This is a genomic window from Brevibacterium marinum (genome assembly GCF_011927955.1).
Taxonomy (GTDB): Bacteria; Actinomycetota; Actinomycetes; order Actinomycetales; family Brevibacteriaceae; genus Brevibacterium; species Brevibacterium marinum.
The window spans coordinates 718,298-732,152 of sequence record NZ_JAATJN010000001.1 but is presented as its reverse complement, the minus strand read 5'-3'; the positions used below and the strand labels follow the sequence as shown (position 1 = coordinate 732,152).

General features: G+C 61.7%; 8 protein-coding genes. 7 read left to right on the top strand and 1 reads right to left on the bottom strand.

Translation table 11 applies throughout. The features are described from left to right. Positions 1 to 33 precede the first annotated feature (33 nt). A complete protein-coding gene (locus BKA07_RS03175; protein ID WP_167949616.1) occupies positions 34 to 1,578 on the bottom strand; it encodes a CCA tRNA nucleotidyltransferase in 1,545 nt (514 codons plus the stop codon). Between the two features lie 120 nt (positions 1,579 to 1,698). On the opposite strand from BKA07_RS03175, the gene BKA07_RS03170 reads away from it, so the two are divergent. From BKA07_RS03170 to BKA07_RS03140, 7 genes are all read left to right on the top strand, one after another. Next, the gene (locus tag BKA07_RS03170) at positions 1,699 to 2,187 is read left to right on the top strand and encodes an NUDIX domain-containing protein (RefSeq protein ID WP_245161819.1); all 489 of its coding nucleotides are present in this window, start codon (positions 1,699 to 1,701) and stop codon (positions 2,185 to 2,187) included. After that, positions 2,184 to 4,481: a DUF6049 family protein gene (locus BKA07_RS03165; RefSeq protein ID WP_167949615.1), complete on the top strand. Its 2,298-nt coding sequence runs from the start codon at positions 2,184 to 2,186 to the stop codon at positions 4,479 to 4,481. The genes BKA07_RS03170 and BKA07_RS03165 overlap by 4 nt, the downstream gene beginning before the upstream one ends. Before the next feature lie 3 nt (positions 4,482 to 4,484). Further along, positions 4,485 to 6,098, top strand: coding sequence for a murein biosynthesis integral membrane protein MurJ (gene murJ, locus BKA07_RS03160; RefSeq protein ID WP_167949614.1), 1,614 nt, complete (start codon positions 4,485 to 4,487; stop codon positions 6,096 to 6,098). A gap of 24 nt (positions 6,099 to 6,122) precedes the next feature. After that, positions 6,123 to 8,582: a virulence factor MviN gene (locus BKA07_RS03155; RefSeq protein WP_167949613.1), complete on the top strand. Its 2,460-nt coding sequence runs from the start codon at positions 6,123 to 6,125 to the stop codon at positions 8,580 to 8,582. 211 nt (positions 8,583 to 8,793) lie between these two features. Continuing rightward, positions 8,794 to 9,789 (top strand): thioredoxin-disulfide reductase, encoded by a 996-nt coding sequence (trxB, locus tag BKA07_RS03150; protein WP_167949612.1) that lies wholly within the window; start codon positions 8,794 to 8,796, stop codon positions 9,787 to 9,789. A gap of 146 nt (positions 9,790 to 9,935) precedes the next feature. Next, on the top strand, positions 9,936 to 10,253 hold the full coding sequence (gene trxA, locus BKA07_RS03145; protein WP_167949611.1) for a thioredoxin: 318 nt from the start codon (positions 9,936 to 9,938) through the stop codon (positions 10,251 to 10,253). Between the two features lie 53 nt (positions 10,254 to 10,306). Then, positions 10,307 to 11,494, top strand: a complete 1,188-nt coding sequence (locus BKA07_RS03140) for an N-acetylmuramoyl-L-alanine amidase (RefSeq protein WP_245161818.1) — start codon at positions 10,307 to 10,309, stop codon at positions 11,492 to 11,494. Positions 11,495 to 13,855: the final 2,361 nt, after the last annotated feature.

The following is a 13,855-nucleotide window of genomic DNA, read 5'->3' as shown; positions in this document are numbered from 1 at the left end:
GTTGATGTGAGCAAGGCGACAGGCGGGGGCGCCTCAAGAGTCTTCGGCCGGCTCCGTCTCTGCAGAGCCTTTGTCCGCCGCCCCCGAATCAGACCCCGAATCGGCCGGACCGTTCTCCGCCCACCACTGACGCAGGACCTCTTCGGCACGCTCGGGACCCAGGGGACCTTTCTCCATCCGCTCGTCGAGCAGGTGCTTGTACGCCCTGCCCACCAGCGGTGAGGGCTCGATGCCGAGGATGGCCATGATCTGGCGACCGTCGAGATCGGGCCGGATCGCGTCCAGCTCCTCCTGTTCGCTGAGCTTCTCGATCCGCTGCTCCAGATCGTCATAGGCGAATGCGAGCCGATCGGCCTTCTTCCTGTTCCGCGTCGTCACATCTGCCCGAGTCAGGATGTGCAGGCGGGAGAGCAGCGGACCGGCATCGGTGACATAGCGGCGCACAGCCGAATCCGTCCACCCGGCATCGCCGTAGCCGTAGAAGCGCAGATGCAGCTCGACGAGGCGGCCGACGGCCTTGGTCGTGTCCTTGTCGAAGCGCAGCGCCTTCATCCGCTTCGCCGTCAGCTTCGCCCCGACGGCATCGTGGTGATAGAAGGTGACGGCACCACCGGGCAGGAACCGGCGGGTCGCCGGCTTGCCGACATCGTGCATGAGGGCCGCGAAGCGAACGGTGAAATCGGGCATGGTGAGACGGTTGGGGTCATCCGAGCTCATCTCGGCCTCCCGCGGCTTGGCCGCGTACCGCTCTTCGAGCGCAACGGCCTGACGCAGCACGGTCAGAGAATGCTGGTAGACGTCCTTGTGCCTGTGATGCTCATCGGTCTCCAACCGGAGCCCGGAAACCTCGGGCAGGACATGGTCGGCGACATCGGTGCGCACCAGCAGGTCGATGCCTGCGGCCGGATCGATGCCGGTCATGAGCTTGTACAGCTCGACCTGGATGCGTTCGGCGGAGATGATCGCGATGCGATCGGCCATGTCGCGCATCGCGGTCTCCACCTCGGCGACGGGATCGAGTCCCAGCTGAGACGTGAAACGAGCGGCCCGCATCATGCGCAGCGGATCGTCGGAGAACGAATCCGCGGGGCTGCCCGGGGTGCGGATGACACCCTCGACGAGGTCGGTGAAGCCGTGATGAGGATCGACGAAGGTCATCGACGGCAGACGGATCGCCATCGCCCCGATCGTGAAGTCACGTCGGATGAGATCAGCGTCGAGGTCCGTGCCGAAACTCACCGCAGGTTTGCGGGAATCGGGATCGTAGGCCTCGGCCCGGTAGGTGGTGATCTCGATCTGCACACCGGCCTTGATCGCGCCGATCGTACCGAACTCTCGTCCGATGTCCCAGTGTGTATCCACCCAATCCGAGATGAGGCCGAGGATGTCGTCGGGGTGCGCATCCGTGGTGAAGTCGAGATCGGGCATCGGCCGGCCCAGCAGCGCATCGCGGACGGACCCGCCGACGAGCGCGAGCTCGAATCCGGCCGCGGCGAAGCGCTGACCCAGCGGCCCGAGGATGTTCTCGAGCTCATCGAGCTTGTCGTACAGACGGGTGTGCGCAGTCTTCGGGTCCACCGAGCTCCTTCGTGTTCTACCGTGTGCGTTCCGTGCGGAGACGACTCATCTACAGCCGAGTCCAGCCTACCGGGAGCGCGTCCGACGACACTTCCAAGAATCGCCTACTAAGGTAGGAGAATGACCACACCGATGCCCAAGCCGGGACCCAGGGCGTCCCGTCGCACCACGGTTGAGGAGATTTCCGCCGGGGGCATCGTAGTCGACTTCACACGCCCGGAGCTGACCGTGGCCGTGATCGCCCGGATCAATCGTGCGGGACGCATCGAATGGTGCCTGCCCAAGGGTCATCTCGAAGGAATCGAGACCCCCGCCGAGGCGGCTCGACGTGAGGTGGAGGAGGAGACCGGGATCCGCGGACAGATCATCTGCCCGCTGGGCACCGTCGACTACTGGTTCACGGTGACCGGAATCCGAATCCACAAACTCGTCCATCACTTCCTGCTGCGTGCGCGCTCCGGCACCCTGACCGTGGATAATGATCCTGACCAGGAAGCGATCGACGCCGCGTGGATTCCCTTCGAGGATCTGCGCTCCCGCCTCTCCTTCGCCAATGAACGTCGCATCGTTGCCGCCGCCCGCCCGATGGTTGCCCGATTGGAGCAGTGAAACCCATCAGTCATATGCGTTTCCTCCTCGCCCTGCTGAGCACAGTCCTTCTGCTCGCAGGGTCAGTTTTCGCATTCCCGCTCCTGGACTCCACGCCCGCGGCCGCGTCGGACTCCGATGTATCGATCACCCTCGACGAGGTGACGCCCTGGGTCGACGGGGACGGCACGCTCAAGGTCCGAGGCGTGATCACGAATTCCTCGGATCAGTCGATCTCCGATCCGGATCTGCGGCTCGCGATGTCCTCACAGAAGCTCAACACCGAACCCCGCATCGACGACTGGAAGACGGACCAGTCCCAGAACCGCCGCATCGCGGACCTCGACGAGAACGGCCCCGAGGCCCGCAAGGAGGCGAAGGAGACAACGGAGGAGGAACCCGATCCGATGACGTCGGTGGACACCTCCTTCGACGATGAGATCGCGGCGGGTTCCTCCGCCGAATTCACGTTCTCCGTCCCCGCGGACCGACTCGGGCTGAAGAAGTCATCACCGGTGTCCAACTGGGGACCGCGCGGACTGAGCGTGCAATTGGCCGACTCAACGGGGCTGCGCGCCTCCGGGGTCGGATTCTCCACCTGGTATCCGAGCCCGAAGTTCGACAAGACGAAGATCAGCATGCTCGCGCCGGTGACGCTGCCGGGCCGCACCACCGACGGAATCATCGACCCGGACGAGCTCGAGAAGGCGATCGGCGAAGAAGGTGCGCTGTCCGCGATCATGAACGTCCTCGACACGCCCGGAGTCGGCATAGCCCTCGATCCGCGGATCATCGCCTCGTTCGAATCCGCTGTGGCCGGGCCTCCTTCCGAGGATGACGGCTCCGATTCCGAGGACAGTGCAGAACCCACCCCGACAGACACCGAGACCACGCCTTCGGGACCCGATGCTCAGGACACCGACCCGGGTGCGAATTCCGAGGAGGGCGGTGCCGACGACCAGAACACCACAGAGACCGACGCCGAAGAAGCCCAGCGCAAACGCCTCGACGCCTGGTATAACGACTTCCTCGACAAAGCGAGGTCGCACACCGTCATCGCTCTGCCCTTCGGCGACCCCGATCAGTCTTCCCTGATGAGCGGAGGGCTGAAGAGTCTGAACACCTTCGCACTGAAGCAGCGGAAGTTGGTCAAGGACGTCCTGCCGGAGGCCAGGACCGACGTCGCCTGGCCGATCTCCGGCACCGCCCAGCGCGATCAGCTCGACGACTTCGCCGATGCGGGCGACTCGACTGTGATCCTCAACGATGATCAGCAGCCTTCGCTGACCGGCATCCGCGATGACGCACACTCGAAGACGCGCATCACCTCCGATGCACAGTCATCGCTGGACACCCTGGTCACGGATACTTCGCTGACCAGTCAGAGCGCGAAGATCACCGAATCCGAACATCCGGCCTCGGGGATTTCGGAACTGGTGGCCACGACCGCCGCGATCCAAGCCGAGGCCCCCTACCGCACACGGCACCTGCTGCTGCCCATGCCGCGGTCGGCCGCCTCGGCGAACTGGGAGAAGACGGTCGGTGCCATCGCGGACTCGCCCTGGATCGATCCGTCCGGCGTCGATGAACTCCTCGACTCCGATGTCGTGCCTCGCGGCCTGCTGCGACAGGGAACGGACGCGCGCAACATCGGTGCGAAGGCCGTGCAGAGCCTTGCGGAGACCCGCAAGACGCAGAAGACATTCAACAGAGTGTTCTCCGACCCGGACGCGGCGAACGCGAGGATGGACCGAGAGCTGCTCAGCTGCACCTCGGCGGCCTGGACTCTGGGCGGCAATGCCAAGCGCTGCGCCGACGATGCCCGGGCTGCGAGTGAGAAGACGATGGACAGCCTCTACCTCGAGAAGGGATCCTCGGTGCTGCTGGTCACCGGGGAGGAGACGACGATCCCGGTCACGATCGTCAACGACACATCCGCCGATGCGACGATGAAGATCCGAATGAAGCCGAAGACTCCGCAGCTGCGGGCCGATCCCACGGAGACCGTCGTCGTCCCCTCCGAGGAGACGATGCGCGTCGACGTTCCCGTCGAGGGCCTGGCCAATGCCGATGTGCCGACGACGATCGAAATGGTCACAGCCGATGAGGTCGTCCTGTCCAAGGACGAATCCCTGCTGGTCAGGGTCCGGGCCGACTGGGAGAACATCGGAACGGCCGTCGTCGGATTGGCTCTGGCGTCCGTGTTCGTGATCGGCTTGATCAAGACGATCTCACGAGGACGCAGGAAGATCCCAGAACAGCAGCTGGCCGATGCGATGGCCCGCGCGAAGAATGACGATTCGGAAACGAGGTAGGACTTGTCCAGTCTCTCTTCATTGGCCAAATCCTCGGCCATCATGTCCGCGGGGACACTGACCTCGCGGATATTGGGCTTGGCCAAGGCCTCGCTGCTGGCGACGGCGCTCGGGGTCACCGCCGTTCAGGCCGATGCCTTCGACGTCGCCAACAAGGTGCCCAACACCCTGTACATGCTGCTGGCCGGCGGCGTCGTCAACGCCGTCCTCGTCCCGCAGCTCGTGCGTGCGACGAAACGCAGGGACGGGGGGCAGGACTACACCAACCGACTGCTCACCCTGTCGTTCATGATCTTGGCGGCGGTGAGCATCGTCGCCACCCTGGCAGCTCCTCTGCTCGTCTGGCTCTACTCATCGGGATGGGGCCCGGACCAGATGGCGCTGGCCACGGCCTTCGCCTTCTGGTGCCTGCCGCAGCTGTTCTTCTACGGCCTCTACACGCTCCTAGGCCAGGTGCTCAACGCCAATTCCTCCTTCGGTCCCTATATGTGGGCGCCGGTGCTCAACAACATCGTCGCCATCGCCGGTCTCCTCGCCTTCATCCTGGTCTTCGGCTCGAACGATGCCACTCCGCATGGGCTGAGCACCTGGACGCCGGATATGATCGCCCTCATAGCAGGATCGGCCACGCTGGGTGTCGTAGCCCAGGCGCTCATCCTGATCTGGCCGTTGAAGCGCATCGGCTTCAAATACCGGCCGACCTTCGGCTTCCGCGGCGTCGGGCTCGGCACCGCCGGCAAGGTGGCGTTCTGGACCTTCGCTGCCATGATCATCGGGCAGCTGGGGTTCCTCGTCATCTCCCGTGTCGCCGCCGGTGCCTCGGTCCCCGGCGGGGGCAATGCCGCGAACGCGGCCTATTCGTACGGCTATCTCGTCTTCATGCTCCCGCACTCGCTCATCGCGGTGTCCCTGGCCACGGCGCTCTTCACCTCGCTGAGCAAGAAGGCCGCCAACAACGACACCGAGGCGGTCGTCGGCGACTTCTCCATGGGCGTGCGCATGGTCGGACTCGTCAACTCCTTTGCCGTGGCGGCCCTCATCGTGCTCGCCTCCCCGGTGGCGATGATCATTGCCGGCGACGGTCGCGAACAGGCCATGGCCGTGGGACTCGTGATCATCACCATGGTGTTCGGCCTCATTCCCTTCAGCGCGAACTACCTGGCACAGAGGGTCTTCTACGCCTATGAGGATGCGAAGACTCCGTTCCTCATCCAGCTTCCCCAGGTGATCTTCCAGTCTCTGGCGGTGCTTTCGGCCTCGATCTTCCCGAGTTCCGTCACCGTGGCCATCATCGGTCTGGCGATGAGCTTGGGATATCTGTTCGCCATGATCCTGTCCTTCTCGCTCCTGTCGAAGCGCCTGGGCGGAATCGACGTGCGCGAGATCCTGGGCGCTCACGTGAAGTTCTTGGTAGCAGCTTTGCTTGCTGGTTTGGCGGGTTACGGGCTGCTCGTCTTCTTCCCCGACTTCGCACTGTCGGGGCGGTGGCAGGCGTTCGTCTCCACAGCGGGCGTCGGCACGCTCATGCTCATTGTCTTCCTGGGAGCATGTTATTTGCTGAAAGTCCGAGAGTTGCATTCGATTATTGGCATCGTTGCTGGAAAACTAAGAAAATAGCCTGTGCATTGAAGCCCTCTGGAGGTGGTCGCCCTGATCGATATCGAACCCGGCATGGTTGTTGCCGGTCGTTACGTCGTATCAACGGTCGACCGCCGGTGGCTCGAGGACAACCCCCAGGCGGGCGCCGTGTGCACGGCCCTCGACGCCATCCTCGACGAACCCGTCCTCATCCACGTCGCCGATGCCGATGGATCCACGGACGTGCTCGAGGCAGCGCGACGGGTCTCCATCCTCGGCGATCATCGTATTGCCCCCACTCTCGACGTCGGTCATTCGAACGGACTCGACTATGTCGTGTCCAAACGCATCGCCGTCACCGCGTTGGGCGAGATCCTGCCGAAGTCGCCCCTGCCCATCGATGCCGCCTGCGCCCTCATCGGCGAGATCGGGACGGTCCTCGTCACCGCTGCCCGACGCGGCCTGTTCCACATGTTCCTGCGCCCGAACACGGTGGGGATCACGACCAAGGGCACCGTGCTGGTCTCCGGCATCGGCATCGATGCCGCTCTCGCCCTCGGCACAGGAGTGATCCAGCCTGAGGACTACACGCCGACACAGGCATCTCGAGAGGATGCGCTCGGACTCATCCGGCTCTTCTATGCCGCCATCACCGGCTATTGGCCCGCTGAAGAGGCATCCAACGGAATACCCGCAGCGGGCCGTGAGAACTCCCGCATCGCGAGAGCGAAGTCCCTCAACCCCGAGATCTCCAATGAACTCGATGATTTCGTCAGCGGCATCCTCACCGGATCCGATCCGGGTCCGGGGTCTGTCGCCGAGGTGCTGGGCTTCCTGGACGAGTGGGATGCCGAACTGCTGCGTTACGTCAACCGGACCCCGGTGCCCGACAACGACAGTGTCTTCAACCATTCCCCGCACAGCTTCGACGAGGCGACGAGCCTGCCCACGCCTCGATCCACCTCGATCGGGGGAACTGGGTCAACCACTGCCAGCGATGACCAGGTCAAGGCCGCTCTGGTCCGCATCGGCATCACACGTCCGGGAACTCGCGGTCTTGCCGCCGGCGTCGGCGGCAAGATGACCGGACAGTACGCGGATCGCATGCAGATGCGCGAGGCGTCGAGCTTCCCGATCGGCAAGGAGCAGCTCGACAATGCCGCCCAGGACTGGGAGGAATGGGAGCCTGAGCAGACCTATTCGGAGTACTCCGCGTATGCCGAACACGAGTACGACGAGAATCTCACTTCACCGATCATGGACCGCGACGCCCAGGAATCGGATCCGGACACGCAGTCCCTCGACTTCGTCACCGACGACGGTGATGAGGAACCCGAGGATGAGAACGACACACGAGTCATCATGGACGACGAGGACGACGGGTCGTGGTTCCTCGGCGGAATGTTCGAGACCAGTGAGCAGCAGCGCGAACATCAGCTGCGCGAGTACGAGCGAGAGCGCCGCATCGCCCAGGCCAAGGAAGACGAAGCTCGGCGCCGCATCGCCGCCCTCGAGGAAGCCTCGTCGGCGAAACGGCAGGAGGCGAATGCCGCTGCGCCTCCCAAGCAGGTTCGCAGGCTCTCGCCACAGCCGGTCGATGAACCTGACTCGGATTCGACCCGTACCACCGCACCCGTTCCCGCTGTCTCTGCCGATCAGGGCTCCGACGATGCCGCGGGTGCGACGGCCGCCGCGGCGGGGGCCGCCGGCGTCGCGGGCGCGAGCGCAGCGGCCGGCACAGCTGCAGGCTCCGGGTCGAAGGGATCGTCGGGCAAGAAGCAGGCTGTCGCCGGAGGTAAGTCTGCAGGGGATGGTACAGGCCGTTCGACGGCAGGCTCATCCGCCGTTGCAGCCGGCGGCTCTGTCGGCAGCGGTTCCGGGGGCGGTTCCGGCAACGGTGGGGGCGGAGACGATGATGCCTCGAATTCGCGAAAGCCCTTCGCCTGGCTTGTGCTCGCCCTGGTCGTCATCGCCGCAATCGTGATCTCGATCGCCGTATTCAACTTCACTTCCGACGACACCGAGCCCGAAACCGCCCCCGAGACCCCGACTCCGACCGAGACAGAGGAACCGACGGAGACGAAGTCCGAGGAACCCACGCCGGATCCGCCGAAGATCGACACGGTCACGGCCTTGGATCCCGAAGGGGATGACGAGGAGAACAACGACACGGCCGAAGACGTCAAGCCCAAGACCGAGGGATCGTGGCGGACCGATCGCTACAACTCGGCCGAATTCGGCAACCTGAAGTCCGGTGTCGGACTGCTGTTCGAGTTCGAAGACAAGACCACGATCAAAGAGGTCAAGGTGAAATCGTCGAATTCGGGGGGCTCTTTCGAAATCCTGGAGGGCTCCGACCCCGAAGACGCCGAAAAGGTGGGCGAGGGGAAGTTCGACTCCGATGACGTCACCGTCAAACTCGACGATGATGTCGAAACCGACGAACTGATCCTGTGGGTGACCGAACTTCCCCAGGACGGGGGTGGCCACCGGGCCATCATCAACACCGTCGACTTCAAGTAGCGACACCGCCTCGCCGTGTCCGGACGCAAGTCGCTCAACGCCCGGAAGGGGTCGGTGTCATCACGGTCCACTCAGCCCGTTTCGTCCCGCGGCTCTTCCCAACACGTGCGGAATAGTCGCCACCGTCGTACGGTTACACGTACGATAGGCAATCCGCGCCGCCACCGTGCGGGCGTCAAGAACACAGCGAACAGAAGCAGGGAATTTTCACATGACTGATACACAATTGGTGATCATCGGGTCGGGACCGGCCGGGTACACCGCAGCCGTCTACGCGGCTCGCGCGAATCTGTCGCCCGTGGTCATTGCAGGTTCTGTCACCGCCGGTGGAGAGCTCATGAACACCACCGACGTGGAGAACTATCCCGGTTTCCCTGCCGGTGTCCAGGGCCCCGAGCTCATGGAGAGCATGCGTGAGCAGGCTGAGAGATTCGGCGCCGAGGTGATCTACGACGATGTCTCCACCCTCGAGCTCGAGCCCGGTGCGCATCAGATCGAAACGGCGCTCGGCGCGAGATACACAGCAAAGGCCGTCATCCTCGCGACCGGCTCGGCATACCGCGAGCTGGATCTTCCCAATGAGAAGAAACTGTCCGGACACGGGGTCAGCTGGTGCGCCACCTGTGACGGGTTCTTCTTCCGCAACCAGCACATCGCCGTCGTGGGGGGTGGCGACTCCGCACTCGAAGAGGCGACCTTCCTCACGCGGTTCGCGTCCAAGGTCACGCTGATCCATCGCCGTCAGGAACTGCGAGCCTCACAGGCCATGCAGGATCGGGCAGCCGCCGATGAAAAGCTCGAATACGTCCTCGACAGTGAGGTAACCGAAATCCACGGCGAAGATTCCCTCACTGGACTGACGGTGCGCAACACGGTCACCGGGGACACTTCCGAGCTTCCGGTCACAGGACTCTTCGTGGCTATCGGCTCCGACCCGCGCACCAGCCTGTTCAGCGATCAGCTCTCACTGCGCCCCGATGGTTATCTCGGCGTCGAGGGACGAACCTCCAAGACCGCCATCGAAGGCGTGTTCGCAGCCGGCGACGTCATCGACTCCGTCTATCGGCAGGCGATCACCGCGGCCGGTACCGGGTGCTCGGCCGCTCTCGACGCCGAGCACTACCTCGCCGATCTCGAGACCGCCCAGAAGCAGGCCGAGGCGGTTACGGCCGAACCTGCTCGGGCTGCGGCAGCTGTCGCTTCCTGAGCAGCTCACTCCTCAATCGTCTCCTGGGACGACGGGGCCGGTGTCGCTCGGCCGCGTCGCGTGCAGATCGGCGAAAGTCACCAGGGGAATGAATCCCTCACCGAGGCTGTTCCCATTGGAGAACATCACTGAAAGAAAGGTTGCTCATGTCGACAGAAGTCACTGATGCCACGTTCGAAGACACCGTATTGAAGTCAGACAAGCCAGTACTCGTCGATTTCTGGGCTCCCTGGTGTGGCCCGTGCCGAATGGTCAGCCCGATCGTCGACCAGATCGGCGAAGAGAACACCGACAAGCTCGACGTCGTCAAGCTCAATACCGACGACAACCTCGAAACAGCGAGCAAATACGGAATCACTTCGATTCCGGCGCTCTACGTCTTCAAGGACGGCGAAGTCGCCAAGACCATCATCGGAGCCCGGCCCAAGCCGGCCCTCGAGGATGAGCTCTCCGACTTCATCTGAGCAAGTTCCAAGGCGCCTGTTGTAGGATCAACAGGCGCCTTCGGTCTATCCTCATGGCAGACAGGAACATTTCTCAGGACTTCGCTCGGCAGATTGGCAACGCATTGACGAACAACCCACACCCGCAGTATTCACGCGGGGACAGCTCTGAGGTGTTGCCGAACATCAAATCTCAGATGGCTCGCCTGGGTTTGAACGTCGGACACTCCGAATCCGACGTGTTCGATCGTGATTTCGAACTAGCTGTCCGTCAGTTCCAACAGATCCGAGGGATCCTCTGCGATGGAGTAATGGGCTCAGAGACATTCTCAGAACTCGAACGCGCAAGATATCAGCTCGGCGATCGAGTGCTCCGCTACGACCCCGTAAGAGTCCTTACAGGCGATGACGTCCTCAGACTGCAGCGCACGCTCGCCGGGCTCGGCTTCTATCCGGGACGGATGGACGCCGAATACTCTGCGCTGACGGAAGGCGCCGTCAAAGAGCTTCAGATGAGCCTCGGCACGAAGGTTGACGGTGTAGCCGGGCCGCAAACGCTGCGCGGGCTCGATGCCATCGACCGAAAACAAGACACGGGGAACCTTTTCGCACTGGAGGAGAGGGCGCGGGTCGCCGCTTCAGGAACTTCCCTCGCTGGACGCACCTTCGTCATCGAGGCCGCAACTACAGTTGTAGATTTCGAAACGCTCCCCATGACGGCTGAACAGGCGGAGACCGAGCGACGCCTCACCACAGATATTGCAACCCGCCTTGCCGGGCGTCTCGAGGTAGTGGGTGCCGGTGCCATCATTCTGAGCGGTGACGCCGTTGAAGTGAATAAGGCGGATCAGCTCGGAGCGTCCGCGGTCATCACTGTCACTGCGGACATCAATAAGTCCAGAGACGCGAATGGCATCGCGACCTTCTACTTCGGACACGAGACCCACTCCGATATCAACTCACCCACGGGAGCACGCCTGGCCGAATTGATCCAGAGTGAGCTTGCCGCACGGACAGGCATGAAGGATTGCAGGAGCCATGCACGCACGTGGTCCTCGCTGAAGCGCCTGCGGACGCCGAAAGTGCATGTCGTTGCCGGGTATCTCACCAACGTTGTCGACCTCGACAACCTCGAGGACTCAAATGTTCGTGACGCAATCGCGGACGGAATCGCAGCCGGTCTGCAACGTCTGTATGTCCGCGAGGACTCAGATCCCGAGACGGGGACATTGAGTCTCGATGAGATCAAAGCGTATAACTGACATACGCTCAACGCTGTTTCACGTGGAACTCTCGCATTCTGATTGTTCTTTGGTGGGCGTTCCACGTGAATCGGTTCGGCAATTGCCTCTCTACTCCGGGTAGCTCGACCGACGGCGCACAACACCGCGAACGCTCTTGGCATTGGTTTGCGTGAATGAACAAAGTCAGTGCCCGTACCCGTCCCCGTAGCTACGAAAATATGCCCCATTGGACAGACGGTGAGACATTTGCAGCGTCCGGGATAATCGATTCCAATCCTCGAGGGGAAAGCCAACCGAACGAATTGAATTCGGCAACGTCGACTACCGGCTGGGCTCAAACGGGGACCGTTCAAACGGAGGAGCGACATTTTCACCCGGACGGCATTTCTACTGCCGATCTACTGTCGCGACAGATCCACTAGCTGCATTTCGCACACATTGACCATGCAATCCAGCGCCTTCAAGCTAGAGCGCTCCTTCTGTTTCACATGAAACCCATCCAGAGTTCCTTCCCCTGACTCTCGGTCCGCCGAGACCCGAACTCGACACCAGGGATGAACGGGAAGACTGCGCGGACACGGACACACAACCCAAGTGGCCCCCGACTCCAAAGACACACCGGGCTAACATGCGCTGTGATTTCGTCGAAGCCAAGGATCGAACAAACAAGGGACCGCAACCTGAATCGGTGTTCCACGTGAAACGGAGGTCCGTGGCCCCTGAGCATGAGAATCTCCACCGGCTCTTGTTCTCCCCACACAACAGAATAGTGTCGGTTCACTGGTGGATCGCCGATTTCCCAATCCACGACATGGTCATACAAGATCCAGTCCGCACACCTACATCGTTACCCACAACGAGCGTTTGCGTTGGCCTCCTGAAGTTCAATACTACCGACAGGTCGTCCTCCGCCGTTCGACGTGAAACCGAGTATCGTCGAAATCACCAAAAAGAACTGCAAATATCGGCGCCAACTTCACCGCGACTCGCCAGGCATGCGTCCCAGCAGACGATTCACTCCCCTCGGGAACGCCCAAGTTATCCACCAACGGTGGGAAAGGGAACGAGATACCGAGTGCAGAACCCGGCAAGCTTAGCTACACTGCTCATACTATAGCCATCGATCGAATCAGGAATCCCTGTTCGGCGGAACCCGACGGTCCTGCACATCCTGCACATCCTGCACATCCTGCACCGCCGCACACTCCAGCCCGCGCTTACCGAAGGAACCTTCCAGGTTTGAAACTGTGTAAACGCCGTTCCACATGAAACCCGAGCTGGTAAGCGACGCGAAATGCACCCTGGGTCAAAGGAAATGGGCAAATACACTAGGAGCCCTCCGCTGCGGATTCCAGGCCTCACCACGCTAACCAGCTGAACCTTCTTGTTCAACTCAGGCGACCAAGGAGTGATTCTTAAGAGACAAACTCCCCAAGTTGAAGGTAGCCAACCAGGACGAGCGAGTCATTCTCGCGGGTTGAAGATTCGTTCCGCGATCGAGGTGGTTTGGAACTTACATGAACGGCCATCTTTGGCGCTGGCCATGCGCCACTGATCTAACGGTTTCGGACACACCAACGCCAGCAATCGGTGGAAGGTGGAGTGGATATCAGCGGCTGTTTCATGTGAAACTTACAGGCATATCGGCGACCAACCCACACAACACAATCCGGAACCTTCCGCCACCGTATACAGCAGCGTGCAACTGTGACGTCCAGTTATCACTCTCCACCACACGATGATCACTCAAAGAGGCAGACCATGCATGGGGCGGCGGCACCGTGTAATGGGGATCGGTTAGGAGCGAATAGTTCTATTGCCGGCAATCGCTGGGTTCGATGGTACCCCGTTCCACGTGAAACGATTCCAACAAACGGACGTCATTGATCCGATGCTCATGGACCTGACGTACGTACAGGATTCAAAGAGACCCCAGCTTATAGATTCATCAACTCCGTGTCTCCATCATGATCAATCCCTTCATTCTCTCGTATGGAGTTTACCAACGGCATGCCTACTTCGAATTTCACGTGTAACCTGAGCAAACATCAGCATCGTCAAATACACCTGAGCTTCTTCATAACGGTGGCCGACGAAACTGCAAACTCAAATACTGAATAGGCGATCCAAACAGTGCAATACCAATGTTCCACGTGAAACCGGTCGGAGGACACCTCGCTGAACGCGCAATACATCCACACTCACAGCAAAGTATGACCATTGCCGGAAGGGTTTCTCCATGTACAAGCGATCGACCGAATTCTGAACCGCGGACGGCCACCTTTGCACTTCGACTACAACGACTCGTCGGTCATGTAGATCCAGCCCCGTAGCCTCGCCTGGATTCTTCAAGCAAACTGAATCCAGACAGACCGGGGG